Raw genomic sequence first — 18,787 nt, 5'->3', positions numbered from 1 at the left:
AACCGCCGCACACTTTCGGGCGACATGCATCAGGGTCATGCTTTTGCCGCAAGGATCGGGCAAGAACACCCGATCATCGATCTGCGACAGAATCCGCCCGGCGCATTGAAAGCCGGAAGGATGCAAGGTAGGTGAAGAGGCGTGGCAGATGTTCGCTTTGCCGCCTGGGGGCAGCCTGCATGCGATCGAGATCCAATGGCATTGGAACGAAAAGGACCAGAGGCATGAAGATATTTGCGACATTCCGCATCACCGGGCTCGCGGCGGCGACAGTTCTGGCCCTGCTCGCAGCCCCGGCCACGCAATCGCCGGCCTTTGCGGCAAGTGAAATCAAGATCATCGTCAACAACCAGGCGATCACCAGCGTCGACATCGCCCGCCGCGTCGCGTTCCTGCGGCTGCAGCGCGCCAAGGGCGCTTCCACCGAAATGGCCAGGAAGCAGCTGGTCGACGAGGCCCTGAAGCTGCAGGAAGCCAGGCGTCTCGGCGCCATCGTGCCCGATGCCCAGGTCGACGCCTCCTTCGACCGCTTTGCCAACAGCAACAAGATGACCGGCAAGCAGATGTCCCAGGTGCTGGCCCAGGCCGGCGTGACGGCGGGACACTTCAAGAACTTCATCCGCGTGCAGATGAGCTGGCCGCGCGTCGTCCAGGCTCGCTACGGCGGTGGCGGCGGCAAGATGAGCGGCGCCGATCTGGTGGCCAAGATGCTCGAAAGCGGCGGCGAAAAGCCCTCGACCACGGAATATATCCTGCAGCAGGTGATCTTTGTCGTGCCCGCCGCCAAGCGCTCCAACTCGATGATCGCCGCGCGCAAGCGCGAAGCCGACCAGCTGCGCGGACGCTATTCGGGTTGCGAGGGCACCCGCGAGGTGGCGGTCAGCCTGCGTGACGTCACCGTCCGCGAACTCGGCCGTTTCCTGCAGCCGCAACTGCCGCCGGACTGGAAGCCGCTGATCGAGAAGACGAAGGCCGGCCAGGCCACGACGGCGCGCGTGACCGATCGCGGCATCGAATTCATCGGCGTGTGCTCGACCAAGACCGTGTCGGACGACGTTGCCGCCGAAATGGTCTTCCGCGCCGAGAACACCGAAACGGACGAGAGCCAGAACTCGAAGGATTTCCTCGAGGATCTTCGCAAGCGCGCCGTCATCGCCAACCGCTGAACAGGACATCTCCATGACCGCACCGCGTAGCGCCCTGGCGGTCAGCATGGGTGATCCCGCCGGCATCGGCCTCGACCTGTGCCTGGCCGCCTGGCTGGCGCAGGCGGGAGGCGACATTCCCGCCTTCTTCCTGGTCGGAGATCCCGACGCGCTGGCCGCCCGGGCCGAGCTTCTCGGCCTGGCGGTTCCGATCGAGGAGGCCACGCCGGAGCAGGCCGCCGGCCGCTTCGGCGCCGCCCTGCCCGTGGTGGTCGCGCGCTGCGCCGTCGATCCGGTTCCCGGTTCGCCCGACAGCGCCAACGGCCAGGCCATCATCGGCGCCATCCGCCAGTCCGTCGAGCTGGTCATGGCCGGCCGGGCCCGGGCGCTGGTCACCAGCCCGATAGCCAAGTCCGTGCTCTATGCCGCAGGCTTCGGCTTCCCCGGCCATACCGAATATCTCGCGGCGCTCGCTGAGGAACATGCCGGCGCGAAGGTGACGCCGGTGATGCTGCTGGCTGGCCCGCATCTGCGCGTGGCCCCGGTCACCATCCATATTCCGCTCTCTCAGGTGCCGCTGGCGCTGACCACCGAGGCGATTGTGCAAACCGGGCGGATCATCGCGGCAGACCTCAACCGCCGCTTCGGCATAGAAGCGCCGCGGCTGGCGATCTCGGGGCTCAACCCGCATGCGGGCGAAAGCGGCACGCTCGGCGGCGAGGACGACAGCATCATCGCACCGGCGGTGCGGCAGCTGCAGGCGCTCGGCATCGACGCCGTCGGCCCGCTGCCCGCCGACACCATGTTCCACGAGGAGGCGCGCGCCGGCTACGACGCGGCCGTCTGCATGTATCACGACCAGGCGCTGATCCCGGCCAAGGCTCTCGGCTTCCACGACAGCGTCAATGTCACGCTCGGACTGCCCTTCATCCGCACCTCCCCCGATCACGGCACCGCCTTCACGCTCGCCGGCAAGGGGGTTGCCCGTCCCGACAGCCTGATTGCGGCGCTGCGTCTGGCCGACCGGATGGCCGGCACCGAAGCCGCCCTGGCCGGGACCGCGCGCGCCGAATCGATGTCGCGATGAGTCTTTCCTTCGACGGCCTGCCGCCGCTGCGCGACGTGGTCGCCAGACATGGCCTCGACCCGCGCCGGGCACTGGGGCAGAACTTCCTCTTCGACCTCAATCTGACCCAGAAGATCGCCCGCACCGCCGGCCAGCTCGAGGGCTTCACCGTCTTCGAGATCGGCCCCGGCCCGGGCGGCCTGACGCGGGCGCTCCTGTCGCTGGGAGCGACGCGGGTCGTGGCCATCGAGCGCGATCCGCGCGCGCTGCCGATCCTGGCCGAGATCGGCGCCCACTATCCGGGCCGGCTCGAGGTGATCGAGGCCGATGCGCTGAAGGTCGATCTCGCTGAACTCGCCGGCGGCAAGCCCGCCAAGATCGTCGCCAACCTCCCCTACAATATCGGCACGCAGCTCCTGATCAACTGGCTCACCGCCGACCCTCGGAACCCGTTCTGGACCTCGATGACGCTTATGTTCCAGCGCGAGGTCGGCCTGCGCATCGTGGCCGAGCCAGATTCCGATCACTACGGCCGGCTCGGCGTGCTGGCCGGCTGGCTCACGCAATCGGCAATGATGTTCGACGTGCCGCCGCAGGCCTTCACGCCGCCGCCGAAGGTGACCTCGACAGTGGTGCAGCTGGAACCGCGCGCGGACCCGATCGAATGCGACCTGGCGGCGCTGGAACGCGTCACCCAGGCCGCATTCGGCCAGCGCCGCAAGATGCTGCGCCAGAGCCTCAAGCCGCTCGGCGGGGAAGCGCTGCTCGACCGCGTCGGCATCGATTCGGCCCGCCGCGCCGAGACGCTGAGCGTGGCCGAGTTCTGCGCGCTGGCGCGCGAAGTCTGAGAGAAACCGTTCAAGCGCCGATCGTCGGCGTCCGACGCGCCTCTGCATCCCTTCGGGCGGAGAGCCCCCGATTCGCGATGACCTGGGCATTCGATCAACCGAAAGCGGATCGCGGATTCGCAAAAACGTCACAAACGACGTAAAGGATGCTCCCGGCACGGAGGAGAAGCTCGGAATTGCGGTTGAAATGTTCGGCAATGGCCATCTTGGTGGCGCAGACTGTTGCGGTTCCGACCGCCGCGGCTCTCGATGGCGGGCGGCTTGACCGTCAGTTGCTCAAGCTCGATCCGGGGTAAGGAGAACGGATGGGAAAAAGCCAAACTGGGGGGATTACCGGGGTAAACCGAGGTGCAAACATTGCCTTTCTAGGTTGAACCATACGTCCGGTTTCTCGGCGATTTCAAACACCTAAATTGGAGCGTTTTCTGCCCCGTAATCGTCGCGAACTGAAGGGTTTTTTGCGAGGAGCCAAAGCCTTAGCAAAATTTGAATAGCACAATTGTGGCGCAGCGGTTAACAGTAAAAGGCAATGAGCACCTTAGATAAAAAAAGCTGAAAGTAACCTGTCTTCAGCAGAGCTACAATGAGAGTTAATACGGCTGCCCCGGAAAAGAAGTAGAATGTATGACTATAACGTTTCCATACTTCACGTCGAGGAATGCTATCTGGCGAATTGCAGTCAATAAAATGCTGCCAGCCTTGTAAATCTGAGAAAAGTTCACCTTTGTAAAAAAACAATTCAGCCTTTGCGCTGTACTGACCTAAACGCATTATTATCGAATATTCGATCTTTAGCCTAAAAATTATTCCCACAATGAAAAAGAAAGGCAGCAACACTGTACCCCCTGCCAGCCATTGATTATCAGTTTCCGGGCCATTGATTGAGAACAACCAGGCATAATACGCAGCAACACCACCGATTGTGGCCATTTCTAACTGCCATATAGCTTTTAACAATATGTGCATTTGATCACGCACGACTTTCCACTCTTCGAGAACAAAGTCTTTTTTACGCTCTTTTTCATTTACTTCCGAATGCATTGAGTTTCTTTCAAAAATCGGACCAGTGTGATTGACCTGAGACCCATCTTCCCTCCAGTTTTCAGGAGAGTCTTGGGTTTCTAATCTGGCCTCATGCGGCCTGTTTTTCCATAGCCATTTTCATAGCGAACTCACTGGGGGTGAGGTTGCCCAGCGATGAATGGGGTCTGTTCCTATTGTAATCCTCCTTCCATGCGGTGATGGCGGCGCGGGCCTGAGTGAGCGACGAGAACAGCGTCTCGTTGAGGCACTCGTCGCGGAAGCTGCCGTTGAAGCTTTCGATGAAGCCGTTCTGCATCGGCTTGCCGGGGGCGATGTAGTGCCATTCGACCTTTGTCTCCTGGCACCATTTGAGGATGGCCATGCTGGTCATCTCGGTGCCGTTGTCGGAGACGATCGTCTTCGGCTTTCCCCGGCTGGCGATCAGACTGTCCAGCTCGCGGGCAAGCCGAGCGCCCGACAGGGACGTATCGGCGACCAGGCACAGGCATTCGCGGGTGAAGTCATCGACGACGGCCAGAACACGGAAGCGTCGGCCGTCCGTGAAGGCATCGCTGACGAAGTCCAGGCTCCAGCGCTCATTGGGGCGCGAGGGCAGTGCCAGGGGACGCCTCGTTCCCAAGGCCCGCTTCCTGCCGCCGCGCTTGCGCACGGTCAGCTTCTCCTCCCGATAGAGACGCCTGAGCTTCTTCAGGTTCATGACGATCCCCTGCCGGTCCAGCATGACGTGGATGCGGCGATAGCCGAAGCGGCGGCGCTCGGACGCCACCTTCTTCATCGCCTCACGAATGGATGCATCGTCAGGCCGAACGCTGCGGTAACGCATGCTTGACCGGTCCACAGACAACACCTCGCACGCCCGACGCTGGCTCACCCCATGCTGCGCACAGACGTGAGCCACCGCATCCCGCTTCGCATCGGGCGTCACCATTTTTTTGAAGCGACATCCTTCAAAATGGCAACATCCAGCATGGTCTCAGCCAACAGCTTCTTCAGCTTGGCATTCTCATCTTCCAGAGCCTTCAGCTTGCGGGCGTCGGAAACATCCATGCCACCATATTTGGCCTTGTATTTATAGAAGGTCGCACCGCTGATCCCATGCTTGCGGCAAACCTCAGCAGTTGGCATACCCGCCTCCTGCTCCCTCAATATCCCGATAATCTGTTCTTCTGTGAACCGTGAACGCTTCATCCGTCCGTCTCCTTGTCGTGACGAACTCTACCAAAATTTGGAGGAAGTTCAGGGGCTCAGCTCAGATCGGCAATAGGCCACTGACTGATTTCTGTTCGGAGCCATTGTGCGCAAACTCGCCGAATAAGACATTCTGTTCGGTCCAGACAACTCGTTAGGCCGATAAGGATGTGCGCTATGAGCAAAGTCTCGGAGTAGGCTGGCGCTTCTCAGAGTGGAGAGAAAATGTTCTCGGCGACAATCGCCTCGATCCCAGCGGTCCATTCTGTTGATACCTCGTTATACCGTCGTGGCACGCGTATGCGGAGGCCTATTGCTGGGTTCTCCAAGGCACAGAACAGAAATGCAAGACTGTGAATCTTGCTACCCGCACAAACGAGCAACACACTGGAACCTGGAATATCGCACAAATTTGAGATCCGCTCACTCAAAGCGCGCTCTAGACCGACAAAATCTTGAACCGCAAATGGCATAAATTTAGTTTCGGGGACCTCAAAAACGTTCTTTATCTTCGCCACAGTGTCGGCAGCAAGAGTGGTATACTCCTTCCGAAATCCGGGGCTCGAGTAAACAAATATATTATTGTCCGTTTCAAACGAGTATAAAAACCTCTTTATTTGATCGTATTCATATCCAATCGAGATGAAGTTCGTTTTGCTCAACCCGCCTTTGAAAATTGGCGGGAAAAATGCTGGTTCAACAAGCTGCCAGTCGCCGTCCGTATAGTCAAAAACCAGCTTTCGGTCAGGTGTTTCCTTGAAGGAGTAGTTCGGTCTTGCGTAGAGGAATGTGATGCGCCTTACAAAGTTCTTCTTATCCCATAACGCGACAAGAGAGCACCATAGAAGCCGAGGGGTAGATGTTACATCAAGGATTACGCGCTTTGCAGCACCCAAAGCCGCATCAACCGTCTTCGAAATATGCACAAGCGCGGAATAGTCGTCTGAAACTGAATCGAACATAATCTCTCGATATTCAATTTTACGCTTGCGGCAGAAATCTTTATATTGATGTCTAATGTTCCCAGAAACTCCGGTCTTTCCCTGATTTTTGAAACGAATAACGATAAGACGGCTCAGTTTTAAGTGTTCCAAAACGGATATCGCTGCCTTGCTACGGTTTTCCCAACTGGCGGCTACAATGGCGACATCCCCGTCAATGAGCTCACCCATTTCACTCGGTGATTTATCGCTAAAGGTCGTGAAACTGTATTTCAAAGTTCGTCCTCCCCGTCGTCGAGCAGATCGGCCTGCCCCGGGTTCTGACGTTTGCGTAGCCAAGCATCAAACACCTGCATAGCCCACGTCGAGGGATTATCAATATCTCTGTCTTCTATCTGGTGAAGGAATATTGGTGGGATGGGAATCAATCCTTCAGAATGCTCCCTATAGGAAATGTCAAAATTTGGAGCAAATTGACGATGTAACCGGAAACAATAGACTCCCTGTCGCGCCCCAACTTCTACACGCCTTACATAGCCATCCACTTCAGCGTCTCTTATAATTTCTATGTATTTATCATTTCTGGATAGTTGGATGCTAAAAACAGCGCGGTCTGGATTCTTTAATGCTGATTTGTACTTATGGTCGTGTTGAAACTCTTTGACAAGATGACCCAAGAACGGGACTAGTTTTGCGAGGTGATAGCCGTTCTTCTCCGCATAATCGCTGATCGAATGGAGTTTTCGCGCAGCAGAATCCCTGCAGCCGCGATCCTGCTCTCTAATGTCATAAGGACCAAGCTGCAGAAAGCGATTGGGCTCTGAGCAAGCATGTGTCACCTCCTCGTATAAAGAGCCCAATACCTCCAGAAAATCGCGAATGCATCCGTCACTAAGGCTTACAACGGTCTTAAAACTAGCGTAGTACATGGGAACGCGATATTTTGCGCAAATGCATATGTATGACGCAAGGGCCTTCTTTCTCAGTGCGTCGTGCGAACGGACATCGTCTATCCCCGACCTTTCCAGAAAAAACTCCCACATCTTCTGCGATCTATTATCGCGCTTCTCAAAGTCGTTTAGAAAAGCGATTGCGCGTTTGTTGGTAGTGCCTTTGAAGCTTTCTGCGCACAACTCGTCAATTTCGAAGGCCGCCAGCTTATCTTTGATGCTGAAATCGGCGACTTGTGGGAATGCTCGCTTCACCCTGAGGCGGGTAACTTCGGTGCAAAATTTCTCGTACTCAGCAGCGTCAAGCCCGTCTAGGTAGACAATAGTCCGCTCCTCTCTCGCAAGCGCTTGACCGGCAATCGTGGTCTCGGCAGCTCTATAACGACCATCGACATACGCTATGGACCAAGCAACCGGCTCACCTCGCGGAGTACGGATCAAAGTGTTGAGCGCAGCCTGAAACTCGGGTGAAAATGTTTCACTATCGTCGATCAAAATCCTTATTTGATTCAAATCCTGGTTTAGTCCCTTTAACGCTTGAAGTATCCGCCCAACAACAAAGTGGAATTTGTTTTCGTGCCGCGTCTTAAATGAAGGAATGTCTTCCCGTATACATCTCGAAAATTCCAACATCTCCACAAGAGCAGATTCAATTTCGTAAACGAGGTGGTCTAGATTGTGGGAATTCTCGATACGATACTCACTGCATATAATATTTGATATCCCTTTTTCGCAATCATCATCGATCATAAAAATCGCCGCATCTCGCAGTCCAACGCAATGCTCTATAATTTTATGCAATACTATCAATTCAAGATAGTATGTCGTGAGCGCTTGCTTAGATCCCGAAGTTATCAAATATTTTTTATTATACTTATTTTGCCTTGTATTATAAAAATCAGGAGTAGATCTATTGTTTAAATTAATATAGACGCCAAACGTGGTTTTGTACTTCTCAACTCTAGGGGACGATCGAAGATAATCGTTTTCGTTTTGAAACAGCGTGTCTGATATCTTTAGAATTGATGTTTTGCCGCACCCCCGCTTGCCCGTAAAGAAATAGTTTCCTGCTGTGAACTGCTGCATCGCTTGGTCAGAGACAAAGATCAGTGGGGAGCCCTCGTCCTCGAACTTCACTGGCCTGAAGGGGTTGAGAAAGTTGGATATCATTGGCAACTCACTCGCCAAGTTTTATCATTGAACTCTAGCGTTCTCTCGATCATTAGATGGCCCGTAAATTCCAACTCAAGGATTTGGAGAACCGAAAACTGGTCTGTTAGGTCGGAAAACCGACTTCTTGCCTGGGATTTAACCAGAGAAATGATCTCCCGCCCCTTATCATCAATCAGCTGTTCTCGCTTGTCCGCTCCGTAGAAGCGTATCTTGCGACGTTTAGGCCGTGTGATACCCACGGTTTCAAACCTATATTCGTCGATCTGGACTCCTAAAGGGACATTGTCTTCTGACGTGAATAACTGAACATGGTTGAAGCCATCGCGCAAAAGAGGAGCTGAGATTGCGACGATGCTGATCTGGCCATCTTGGTCGTCGGCGAGAAGTGATTCTACCAGGGAATCATGTATGTGCCCATGCAGGTAAACTATTGGTCGTCCGATTTGTTTCAACTCGTTGCGGACATATCCTGCGTTTAGCATTTCTGGGAATATAGCGATCCTAGGCATCCGCTGAGGGAGCAGGTTGTGGTGGGCGAGTATGATCGGCGTGACGTTGGGGTTCGATCTGATCTCCTGACAGACCGAGGTTATCGAATCCTGATCGATATATGGAGCGTCAAACCTCGAATACAGGTCTTGGCTGTCGAGCGACTTCAGATGGCTCTCGATATCGACCTGATAAATTCGGCTCATTTTCCAGATATCAGAGCAACCAAGACAGGAATTCAATGCGTAGAGAGCCATCTCTCCCGCGCCGGACGCAGGGCATTGGTAAGATACATAATTCTCGAACGAAAGCTCGATTGAACCTGAGAAGCTGGCCGCAATTTTCCGAAATGCGGAAAACTTGTCGCGGGCTTGGTTCAATATTTGAGGCCATTCCAGATCATGATTACCAGGTACACCATATGCGGGAATACACATTGATTTGAAGGCCGTCGAGAAATATTCGAGGGAGTTAGTAAATTCTAATTCGTTTCCAGCATCCGTGAAGTCGCCGACGAACGCAGCAAAGTCGATATGCACAGACTGCGCGAGGTTCTTGATGTATTTCATCACGCTCGCAATGCGGTTCACCCCGACACCCGCAAGTACCATTGAACCGGTGTCGAGCTTATTATCTACGTCTGCCTGATCTTTGTATTTCGGGTAGTGAATATCGCCGATCTGCAAAATACTACACGTAGGCATAAATTCTGAATCCTGATTTAAGTTGTGCTAAAACCTATCAGTGTATTTTTAGCGGGTCAAACGCAACTTGATTAATCGTCCGCAGTCGATAATCGCCAATCCAACCAATTTGAGGCGCGGTAGTTAGTAGATAGCGACGAGAAGTCCCCCATCTCGCTCCCTGTAGGAAGAAATTATAATTGCGCCGGATATCCACGTTTCCATACCGTATTGCGTTCGCAACAATGTGGCACGACGCCAAATAGTTTGGACTATTACATAAAAATGAAGAAATCAGAGAGCGTGAGCCATTATCCACATGCCGGAAATTGGTATTTTTGATTGTTATCTCCTTACCCCGCTCAAGCTCGATCCCGCAACAAGGCTGGAACAAACCTGCGACACGGAGGTCATGCGCCTGATCAATCGCGAGGAGACCTTCAATGTCGACAAGGTCATCGCCTATACGTTTGACGATACGATTGTGCGTCGGAATGCCATCAAGGCGCCGGGCGCCGTGTTTCGAAGCCGAGGGGACTGGTATCGGCTTTCCTTTGATTGCGTGACTGGTCCGCAACACCTCAACGCTCGCGCGCTGGACTACAAGATCGGCGCAAAGATCCCGCGATCCAGCTGGCAGGACTATTATCTCTACGATTGAACGGTTCGTCTGGCACCGGGGGCGGCGGGGCCGAAACCCGGCCCGGCCGTTTGCGGAGCGATGCTCGTTTCGGGGAATCGCGGAAACGCTCTAATTTGTTGATTTCTCGATCTTCCGCGACGACGTGAACCTCACGTCGTCGCGAAACGTTTCAGAGCCAGCCGGTGAGAACACCCACACCGCCGAGCGCGAACATGCCACCGGCGAGCTGGGCCGAGAACCGGCCATGCCGTCCGATGAGCCTGGAGGCTCCCAGCGTCGCAAGGATGCCGGTCGCGTGGAGCATGGCGGTCGCGGCGACGAAGCCGAGCGCATAGGAGAGGCCACCGGTGCTTTCCGGCATTTCCGCACCATGGGCATGGCCGTGGAAGACCGCAAAGACTCCGACGAGAGCCATGGCGAGGCCCACCGGCATGGGCCGGCCAAGGGCTGCAGCGCCGCCGATGACGACGCTCGAAAGGGCAATCCCCAGTTCCACGAATGGAACATCCACCTGGTTGATGCCGAGACCAAAGCCCACGCACATCATTGAAACGAACGCCGCCGGCACCAGCCTGAACGCCCGTCCCCCGAGGACGAAGGAGAAAACACCGACGGCCACCATCGCAAGAATGTGGTCGATACCGCCGATCGGATGGCCGAAGCCATGCAGGAAGCCTGTCGTGTGGCCGACACCGGTGTGGGCGAAGGCAATCGACGGCGTCAGAACGAGAGTGAGTGTGCAGATAAGTTTACGCATAAGGCTCCTTGGTGGGACCCGCCGTCCCATGGGCGTTGACAATCGACGGCCGGTCTCCTGACTCTGGACGTTTCCACCCAACCTTCCCGGATCTCTCCGGTGGCATCTCTGGGTGGCATTGTATCCATTACAGTCGCGGGGGCGGTGCCGGTCTCTCACCGGCTTCCCGTTTCACTTCTGGCGAAGCACCGTCGCCGACACCCTACCCGCCTGCGGAGCGAATGCCAGTCCCAATTCACAGGAAATTTGCCGCACGCCGGACGGGTGCGGTTTAAAATCTCCGCCAATTCCGTGCCCTTCCCCTATCGGATCCGGGCCGGCTGTGGCCGGGCTCGCCGGCGTGATCGGCGGTGCAGGTGACGGGGTGAGCGGACTTGCTCGCCTCCCTCAGTTCTGCCAGGTGCGGAACCAGGCGACGAAGTCGGCAATGCCCTCATTGATTCCGGTTTTCGGGCGGTAGCCGAGATCGCGCTCGGCCAGACCGATGCCTGCAAAGGTGCGCAGAACGTCGCCGGCGGGCTTCGGCCTCATCACCTTGATCGCCTCGCGCCCGACCGCCCGCTCGATGGCGGCGATGAAGTCCATCAGCCTGACCGGCGTGTTGTTGCCGAGATTGTAGACGGGCGCCAGTGGCAGCGACCGGTCGGCGGCACGGTCGACGGCGGCCGTGACCCCCGCAACGATGTCAGTGACATGGGTGAAGTCGCGCTCCATGTCGCCATTGTTGAACACCTCGATGGGCCGGCCGGCCCGGATCGCATCGGTGAACAGCCACGGCGCCATGTCGGGCCGGCCCCAGGGCCCGTAGACTGTGAAGAAACGCAGCCCCGTCGAGCGCACGCCATGGATCGAGGCATAGGCGGTGGCCATCAGCTCGCCGGCGCGCTTGGTGGCGGCATAGACGGACACAGGGGAATCGACGCGGTCGTCCTCCTCGAACGGCACCTTGTCGTTGGCGCCATAGACCGACGAGGAGCTGGCGAAGACCAGCGGCAGGCCGAGCCGGGCCGCCTGCTCCAGCACCACCACCTGGCCGCGGACATTGGCATCCACATAGGCGAGCGGTTTCTCCACCGAGTAGCGGACGCCCGCCTGGGCGGCGAGATGCAGGATGGCGTCGGGACCGCTGCGGTTCGCGATCGAGGAGAATGCCGTCTCGTCGGCGCAATCGGCCTCGACGAAGCGGAACCCCGGGTGCCGGCACAGATTGTCGAGCCGGGCGCGCTTGAGCCGGAGATCGTAATAGGGGGTGAGATTGTCCACGCCGGTCACCCGGTCGCCGCGCGCCAGGAGCGCCTCGGCCGAATGGTAGCCGATGAAACCCGCCGCGCCGGTGAGAAGAATGTGCATGAAGCCGGTTTCCCCGATGAACGACCCGGAGCGGGCGAGGCTCCGGTTTACAAGTCTGCCGCCGATGTGCAACTGGTCAGCGCAACAAACAGCGAGACATCGGAATAGGCTGCAGCCATGAACATTGCAATGATCGGCACCGGTTATGTCGGACTGGTTTCCGGCGTCTGTTTCGCCGAATTCGGTTTCCAGGTCACCTGCGTCGACAAGGATCCCGAGATCGTCGAGCGGCTCTCGCGCGAGGAAACCACGATCTTCGAGCCCGGGCTTGAGCTCCTGCTCTCGCGCAATGTGCGTGAGTCGCGCCTGACCTTCACGACCGACATCGCCGAGGCGGTCGGGTCCGCCGATGTCGTCTTCATCGCCGTCGGCACGCCGTCGCGGCGCGGCGGCGGCGAGGCGGATCTCAGCTACATCATGGCCGCGGCCGACGAGATCGCCGCGGTGATGCAGCCCGGCCAGGTCATCGCCATCAAGTCGACCGTCGAGGTCGGCACCAACGAGGTGGTGCGCGACCGCATCCGCGCCGCCCGGCCCGGCGTGCCGTTCTCGATGGTGTCCAATCCGGAATTTTTGCGCGAGGGCTCGGCGATCGAGGATTTCATGCGCCCCGACCGCGTCGTCATCGGCGCGGAGGACGACCATGGCCGCGAGATCATGCGGCGGGTCTACCGGCCGCTGTTCCTGCGCGACACGCCGATGGTGTCGACAACGCTCGCCAATGCGGAGCTAATCAAATACGCCTCCAACGCGTTCCTCGCAGTGAAGGTCAGCTTCATCAACCAGATCGCCGATCTGTGCGAGAAAGTGGGCGGCGACGTGCAGGATGTCGCACGCGCCATGGGCATGGACGGCCGCATCGGCGCAAAATTCCTGCATCCCGGACCGGGCTTCGGCGGTTCCTGCTTTCCGAAGGACACCCGCGCGCTGGCCTCGATCGGCCGGAAGCGCGGCGCCCGACAGCTGCTGGTGGAAGCGGCGGAGAACCTTAACGAGGCGCGGAAGCTCGACATGGCGGAGCGGATCCTCACCCAGCTCAGGGCCGAGGGCGGCGACACGGTGGCAATCCTCGGCGTCGCCTTCAAGCCCAACACAGACGACATCCGCGAAGCACCGTCGCTCACCATCATCGGCAAGCTCATCGAGGCCGGAGTCAAGGTCAAGGCGCACGACCCGGAAGCCATGGAAGCGGCGCGGAAGCTGCTGCCGGGCGTCGACTGGTGCAGGTCGGCGTGGGACGCGGTGTCCGGCGCCCACGTCACGGTGCTGGTCACAGAATGGAACGCCTACCGGGCGCTCGATCTGCGGCGCGTCTCAGCCCTGATGGCGGGCACGACGATGATCGACATGCGCAATGTCTATTCGCCTGCCGAGATTGCCGGCACAGGCCTCAGCTATCACTCGATCGGGCGGGCGAGCATCCAGGGATAGCCGCCGGCTTCGCCAGCGCGACGGGTCGCGGCGGGACGCTCAAGGTGCGCGCCGCACCAGAACCAGGTCGACCGCCTGGCCCTTGGAATAGTTGATGCCCGAAATGCGGCCCATGTCCTCGAGCGCCGTGTCCGGACCCAGCAGCGTGACCAGCGCCGGTCGCTCGGACTGCGGCAGCACGACCACGCCGCACGCCGGCTCCGCCCGGAGATGGGCCGCGGCCCCCTCCAGGTCCGCAAGCACGGTCCGCGTCCCCGCCAGGAAGACCAGGCTCGGCTCGGAATAGCCGACGGCGGCCAGCACCGAATCGGGACAGGGGCGTCCGGCTTCGAACGCCCTTGCGATCGCCGGGCTGTTCCAGAGCGGCGTGACCGCGGGCACCACCTGGGCTGCCAGCAGCGCGATGAAGCCGGCCGAGGCGACGGCGGCGGCCGTCAGGCGCCGCAGCGACATGGCCGGGCGCCCCAGGCCCGAGGCGAGCCAGCCGGCCGTGAGAGCGAGGATTGCCGCCAGACCGCCCTGCCAGGAGATCCGGCCGGTGGCCCAGGGAACGCCGGCGGCCGCGGCCGAGGCGAAGACCAGCGTGACCGCGGCCAGGCCGAACAGCGTCAGCCAGGAGAACCAGACCTGCCAGCGCCTCAGCGGCGTGTCCCTGCCGTCGGCCGACAACAACGCCCAGGCGCCGAGCAGCAGCAGGGCCGGATAGGCCGGCAGCGGGTAGTGCGGCAGCTTCGTCGGCGCGATCTCCAGCAGCAGCCAGAAGGGTATGTACCAGGCAAGGCAGAACAGCAGCCGCGGCTCGCGAAAGCGGTTGAGCGCCTTGAGCCCGCCGAGGATGGCAATGAGGCCGAAGGGCCACATGTAGAGCGAATAGGTCAGCACGTAATAGCCGGGCGGCGCGCCGTGCGACTCCTGGCCGGACGCCACCTTGCCGATGAGGTCCTTTCCCACGGATTCGGCCCAGAAGGCGCCGCCTGACTTGAGGGTGATGGCGACGAACCAGGGCAGCACAACGAGCAAAGCGAGCGCCAGTCCGGGCAGCGGCCTGAGACCCCTGAGCCAGGCGCGGTCGCGGTCGAGGATCGCGATCCCCGCCACGGTCAGCGCCGACACCAGCGGCGTGATCGGTCCCTTGACCAGCAGGCCCGCGCCGATGGCGAGCCAGAACACCCACCACCAGCGGCGCTCCGGCTTATCGCCCTCTCGGGCGCCGATGTAGAGCCGCGCCAGAGCAGCCTGCCCGATCAGCGTGATGGCCATGAGCGTGGCGTCCGTCTTGGCGAGCCGCGCCTCGAAACCGAGGCCGAACAGGCCCGCGAGCATGATACCTGCGGCCAGCCCGACCGCGGGGCCGAACATCCAGGTGCCGAGCGAGGCGATGGTGACGACGGCGACGGTCCCGGCCGCCACCGAGGCCAGGCGATAGGCCCAGATGCCCGCCTCCGGCCCCTGCCCCGTCAGCCTGACCGCGGCCGTCTGCAGCCAGTAGATGCCCACCGGCTTCTTGTAGCGGTGCTCGTCCTGGAAACGGATGTCGACATAGTCGCCGGTCTCGAGCATCTGCTTGCTGGCCTGGACGAAACGGGCCTCGTCACGGTCGATCGGCGGCAGCGCCATCAGGCCCGGCAGGAAGGCAAGCAGGCAGCCAATGGCCAGCACCAGCCCCTGCCAGCGGCCGAGCGCGGATCGGGCCATGGGCGCGGGCTGCATGGCTCAGGCCTTCCGCTCGCCGCGGATGAGCATCAGATTGCGCGCGTAGATGAGCAGGCCGAGACCCTGGCCGGCGATGAAGACGGGGTCCTGGCGCTGGATGGCATAGATGAACAGCAGCGTGCCGCCGGCCAGCGAGAAGAACCAGAACGCCACCGGCATCACCGAGCGCTTGGCTTTCTCAGAGGCCAGCCACTGCACCACGAAGCGCATGGTGAACATCGCCTGGGCGACAAAGCCCAGAAGGATCCAGCCGTCGAACTGCTCGACAAAGACATGGTGCAGCCAGACACCGAATTCGGCCATCCATCCGTTCATCGCCCGATCTCCGTCGCCGTGGGAACAACCTTGCGGCGCTTGCGCAGCCACCAGACCCCGAACAGGTCGAGCACGCCGCGCAGTCCGCGGTCGAGAATGCCGTAATTGGACTGGCCGTGGCGGCGCTGGCGGTCGGTCACGTCGAGATGGATGACGGTGCGGCCCTCGCGCACCGCAAGCGCGGGAATGTAGCGGTGCCAGCCGTCGAAATAGGGCAGCGAGCGGAACAGCTCGGCCGGCACGGCCTTGAGGCCGCAGCCGGAATCGCGGGTTCCGTCCTTGAGCACCGACTGGCGCAGATTGTTGGCGAAGCGCGAGGCGCGCTGCTTGAGCCAGGTGTCCGTGCGCTTGAGCCGCTGGCCGGCAGCGACGCCGGCGCCGGGACCGGCGGCAAGCAGCGCATCGGCAAGCTGCGGCAGGTAGGCCGGATCGTTCTGGCCGTCGCCGTCCATGGTGCAGATGATGTCGCCCCTGGCGGCAAAGACGCCGCTGCGCACGGCCGCACTCTGGCCGGCGCTGCGGTCGTGGCGTATGCAGCGCAGCTTCGAGCCTTCCCGCGCCATGCGCGCCGACAGGACATCGGCGGTGCGATCGGTGGAGCCGTCATCGACGACGATGACCTCGTAATCGCGGCCGGCGAAGGCCGCATCGACCTCGTCAAGCAGCAGACCCAGGTTTTCCGCTTCGTTCTTGCAGGGAATAACGACAGAAATCATCATGGCTTGGCCCGTGCGCGGTTCAGAAGATGGTGGCTTGCGATCGCCAGTCCGCTCATCGAAAGCGGTTGCGGCAAGCGCAAGCTGTTTGCCTCATTCGAAGAAATGACGCAACCTCATAGCAGGGCGGACGGCCGGTCGGTCCATCGGAGTGTCGAGAAAGAGAAGTCCGTGGGCGGCAAACCACTTGGCGACGAGATAGGCGCCGCCCGCACCCAGCAGCAGGCCGACGAGGACATCGCTTGGATAATGGGCGCCCACGCCGATGCGGCTCGCGCCCACCAGCGCGCCGACGACAATGAACAGATGCCGGAAACGCGGGATCAGCAGCACCAGCACCATGGCCAGGGCGCCGATCGTGGTGGAATGGCCGGACGGGAAGCTCGCGAAGCTGGCATCGACGGTGAAGGGCTGGAAGTCGAACAGGCCGGATTCGGCAAAATGGGTCGGCCTTGGACGACCGATGACGCGCTTGAGCAGGGTCGAGACCAGCGACGGCAGGCCGACGCCGATGAAGATGAAGCAGAGCAGGACGTTCCAGCGGAACAGCCTCGCCTTGGCCTTTCGCGTCAGTGTCTCGACATTGACGAAGGTCAGCGCGATCAGCGCCACGCCGGTCGGGATCAGGATCCAGTCGGACTTGCCCAGCCGGGTCACCCATTGCGAGACGCTGGAGACCAGCACCGGGTAGGTCCCGCGCGTCTCGCCGATGGCGGAATCGAGCAGGCTTGCGGCAATCAGCGCGCCGACGAAGGCGGCAAGCAGCATCTCCCAAACCAGCAGCGGCTTGATGAACGGCGCCTCGCGCCGCCGGGCGCCGCGGCGGAACGCAAGGGCGATGTTGGCGCGGGCGGTCTTTATCGGATTCATTCCAGTCTTTCCGGTCTGCCCGCAACCGGAATCCGGACGGTACGACACATCTGCAATATAGCGGCTGCAATCTAGCGGCTGACCGACAGGACGGAACTCTGCGCAGGAGTGGCCATCGCCATCTTGTCGATCAGCAGATTATCCCAAGTGATGTCCATCGCATAGGCTTTGGACAGCACAGGCACGGCAAAATGGCCAAAATACAACGACAATTGCCGTCCCGCCTCGCCCTCGGTGCGCTCGGCGACGAAGCCCAGATAGAGAGCAGAGGCAAGGCCGGAGCGGTCCGCCCCGCCCATGCAGTGAATGAGAATCGGCTTCGGCGAAGTCCGCATCAGAGCAATCACCTCGTGGATGCGGTCGATGTCGAGGACCTCGCGCGAGGACATCGGGAAGTCGATGTGGGTGATGCCGAGCCGCGCCGCCGCCTCGGTTTCGTCCCGGTACCAGCGCATCTGCGGATTGCGTCCGCGCAGATTGAGAACCGTCCGGATGCCGTAGGTCCGGCTCAGCTGCTCGATCCTGGCGCCCGACAGCTGGCCCGAGCGGTAGAGTTCGCCCGGAATGACCTCGTGCACATTTCCTGAAAGCTGCATCAGGCCGAGATACAGCCCGACCGCCAGCACAACGCCAATGCCGGCCCGCCCGATCCGCTTTGCCGCCCTGCCGATCCGCCGCATCCGTCCCGCCCCCACGATCCTGGCCACGCGACATGCGGGACTTGACCGGCTTAGGCGGCTGCTGTTTCAGCGGTATGACATCGCGAGATTCCGGCTGCGGCCACGACCGTTCGGAGCCTCAGTCCGGGCTTGCGAGCAGGTCGGCGACGAAATCGAACAGGCCGGGCCGGCGGTCGCGGCGCAAGCGCTCGGCCTGGACGATGGCGCGGACGGCGGAATAGGCGCGGTCGAGATCGTCATTGACCACCACATAGTCATATTCCCGCCAGTGCTCGATCTCGGCGCGGGCATTCGCCAGCCGCTTGGCGATCTCGTCGGCCGCGTCCTCGGCGCGGCGCTGCAGCCGCGACTTCAGTTCCGCCATCGACGGCGGCAGGATGAAGATCGAGACGACATCCGCCGGCATCTTCTCCTGCAGCTGCAGCGCGCCCTGCCAGTCGATGTCGAACAGCATGTCGCGGCCCTCCGACATGGCGATCTCCGCCGACTCGCGCGGCGTGCCGTAGCAGTTGCCGTGCACTTCGGCCCATTCGAGCAGCGCTTCGCTGTCGCGCAGGCGTTCGAACTCCCGGCGGGTGACGAAGTGGTAGTGGACGCCCTCGATCTCGCTGCCCCGCCGCGGCCGTGTCGTCACGCTGACCGAAAGGCTCAGCCGCGGGTCGTTCTCCAGCAGGTTGCGGGCGATCGTCGACTTGCCCGCGCCCGACGGCGAGGAGATGACGAGCATCAAGCCGCGCCGCTTGATGTGGACGGCGGCGTCGTTGGCGGAAGGCGGCAGTGTCATC

General features: G+C 60.4%; 18 protein-coding genes and 1 riboswitch. Of the genes, 5 read left to right on the top strand and 13 right to left on the bottom strand.

Going from position 1 to position 18,787, the window contains the following annotated elements; genetic code table 11:
- Positions 1–224: 224 nt before the first annotated feature.
- Genes DFR52_RS11170 through rsmA form a run of 3 tightly spaced genes read left to right on the top strand, consistent with a single transcriptional unit; the run spans position 225 to position 3,059 of the window.
- Positions 225–1,166, top strand: a complete 942-nt coding sequence (locus DFR52_RS11170) for a SurA N-terminal domain-containing protein (RefSeq protein ID WP_110031974.1) — start codon at positions 225–227, stop codon at positions 1,164–1,166.
- Between the two features lie 13 nt (positions 1,167–1,179).
- Positions 1,180–2,232, top strand: coding sequence for a 4-hydroxythreonine-4-phosphate dehydrogenase PdxA (gene pdxA / locus DFR52_RS11165; protein WP_110031973.1), 1,053 nt, complete (start codon positions 1,180–1,182; stop codon positions 2,230–2,232).
- Positions 2,229–3,059, top strand: coding sequence for a 16S rRNA (adenine(1518)-N(6)/adenine(1519)-N(6))-dimethyltransferase RsmA (gene rsmA, locus DFR52_RS11160; protein WP_110031972.1), 831 nt, complete (start codon positions 2,229–2,231; stop codon positions 3,057–3,059). The genes pdxA and rsmA overlap by 4 nt, the downstream gene beginning before the upstream one ends.
- Positions 3,060–3,572: 513 nt before the next feature.
- Here the strand turns inward: rsmA and DFR52_RS24265 are convergent.
- The 5 genes from DFR52_RS24265 to DFR52_RS11140 all read right to left on the bottom strand — a co-directional run bounded on the left by DFR52_RS24265 (position 3,573) and on the right by DFR52_RS11140 (position 9,530).
- Positions 3,573–4,100, bottom strand: coding sequence for a hypothetical protein (locus tag DFR52_RS24265; RefSeq protein WP_146215597.1), 528 nt, complete (start codon positions 4,098–4,100; stop codon positions 3,573–3,575).
- Between the two features lie 91 nt (positions 4,101–4,191).
- Positions 4,192–5,291 (bottom strand): IS3 family transposase gene (locus DFR52_RS11155; RefSeq protein ID WP_110031971.1). Its coding sequence is split into 2 segments (ribosomal slippage): positions 4,192–5,039 and positions 5,039–5,291, totalling 1,101 coding nucleotides; the frame shifts between segments, so codons are not numbered across the junction.
- A gap of 209 nt (positions 5,292–5,500) precedes the next feature.
- Positions 5,501–6,508, bottom strand: coding sequence for a hypothetical protein (locus tag DFR52_RS11150; RefSeq protein ID WP_146215596.1), 1,008 nt, complete (start codon positions 6,506–6,508; stop codon positions 5,501–5,503).
- On the bottom strand, positions 6,505–8,370 hold the full coding sequence (locus DFR52_RS11145) for an ORC-CDC6 family AAA ATPase (protein WP_146215595.1): 1,866 nt from the start codon (positions 8,368–8,370) through the stop codon (positions 6,505–6,507). The genes DFR52_RS11150 and DFR52_RS11145 overlap by 4 nt, the downstream gene beginning before the upstream one ends.
- The gene (locus DFR52_RS11140; protein ID WP_158284933.1) at positions 8,349–9,530 is read right to left on the bottom strand and encodes a metallophosphoesterase family protein; all 1,182 of its coding nucleotides are present in this window, start codon (positions 9,528–9,530) and stop codon (positions 8,349–8,351) included. The genes DFR52_RS11145 and DFR52_RS11140 overlap by 22 nt, the downstream gene beginning before the upstream one ends.
- A 316-nt stretch (positions 9,531–9,846) precedes the next feature.
- Between DFR52_RS11140 and DFR52_RS11135 the strand changes: the two genes are divergently transcribed.
- Positions 9,847–10,188 (top strand): DUF930 domain-containing protein, encoded by a 342-nt coding sequence (locus tag DFR52_RS11135; RefSeq protein ID WP_110031967.1) that lies wholly within the window; start codon positions 9,847–9,849, stop codon positions 10,186–10,188.
- Between the two features lie 151 nt (positions 10,189–10,339).
- Here DFR52_RS11135 and DFR52_RS11130 read toward each other — a convergent pair whose 3' ends face one another.
- Both DFR52_RS11130 and DFR52_RS11125 read right to left on the bottom strand, forming a co-directional pair.
- Positions 10,340–10,927: a HupE/UreJ family protein gene (locus tag DFR52_RS11130; protein ID WP_110031966.1), complete on the bottom strand. Its 588-nt coding sequence runs from the start codon at positions 10,925–10,927 to the stop codon at positions 10,340–10,342.
- A 30-nt stretch (positions 10,928–10,957) separates the two neighbouring features.
- A riboswitch (cobalamin riboswitch) is annotated at positions 10,958–11,135 on the bottom strand.
- A gap of 179 nt (positions 11,136–11,314) precedes the next feature.
- Positions 11,315–12,277, bottom strand: coding sequence for an NAD-dependent epimerase/dehydratase family protein (locus tag DFR52_RS11125; RefSeq protein ID WP_110031965.1), 963 nt, complete (start codon positions 12,275–12,277; stop codon positions 11,315–11,317).
- Between the two features lie 117 nt (positions 12,278–12,394).
- On the opposite strand from DFR52_RS11125, the gene DFR52_RS11120 reads away from it, so the two are divergent.
- The gene (locus tag DFR52_RS11120; protein WP_110031964.1) at positions 12,395–13,708 is read left to right on the top strand and encodes a UDP-glucose dehydrogenase family protein; all 1,314 of its coding nucleotides are present in this window, start codon (positions 12,395–12,397) and stop codon (positions 13,706–13,708) included.
- 39 nt (positions 13,709–13,747) lie between these two features.
- Here DFR52_RS11120 and DFR52_RS11115 read toward each other — a convergent pair whose 3' ends face one another.
- The 6 genes from DFR52_RS11115 to gmk all read right to left on the bottom strand — a co-directional run bounded on the left by DFR52_RS11115 (position 13,748) and on the right by gmk (position 18,786).
- Positions 13,748–15,418 (bottom strand): ArnT family glycosyltransferase, encoded by a 1,671-nt coding sequence (locus tag DFR52_RS11115; protein ID WP_245415289.1) that lies wholly within the window; start codon positions 15,416–15,418, stop codon positions 13,748–13,750.
- A gap of 3 nt (positions 15,419–15,421) precedes the next feature.
- Positions 15,422–15,736, bottom strand: coding sequence for a lipid-A-disaccharide synthase N-terminal domain-containing protein (locus DFR52_RS11110; protein WP_110031963.1), 315 nt, complete (start codon positions 15,734–15,736; stop codon positions 15,422–15,424).
- A complete protein-coding gene (locus DFR52_RS11105; protein ID WP_245415307.1) occupies positions 15,733–16,452 on the bottom strand; it encodes a glycosyltransferase family 2 protein in 720 nt (239 codons plus the stop codon). The genes DFR52_RS11110 and DFR52_RS11105 overlap by 4 nt, the downstream gene beginning before the upstream one ends.
- 93 nt (positions 16,453–16,545) lie before the next feature.
- Complete coding sequence (locus DFR52_RS11100; RefSeq protein ID WP_110031961.1) at positions 16,546–17,322, bottom strand: phosphatase PAP2 family protein; 777 nt, start codon at positions 17,320–17,322, stop codon at positions 16,546–16,548.
- Positions 17,323–17,393: 71 nt separating this feature from the next.
- Complete coding sequence (locus tag DFR52_RS11095; protein ID WP_245415288.1) at positions 17,394–18,002, bottom strand: tyrosine-protein phosphatase; 609 nt, start codon at positions 18,000–18,002, stop codon at positions 17,394–17,396.
- A 118-nt stretch (positions 18,003–18,120) separates the two neighbouring features.
- Positions 18,121–18,786 (bottom strand): guanylate kinase, encoded by a 666-nt coding sequence (gmk, locus tag DFR52_RS11090; RefSeq protein WP_110031960.1) that lies wholly within the window; start codon positions 18,784–18,786, stop codon positions 18,121–18,123.
- Position 18,787: the final 1 nt, after the last annotated feature.

Source organism: Hoeflea marina (assembly GCF_003182275.1).
Lineage (GTDB): Bacteria > Pseudomonadota > Alphaproteobacteria > Rhizobiales > Rhizobiaceae > Hoeflea > Hoeflea marina.
The sequence above is the reverse complement of the archived record's forward strand: the minus strand, read 5'-3'. Positions and strand labels throughout refer to the sequence as shown.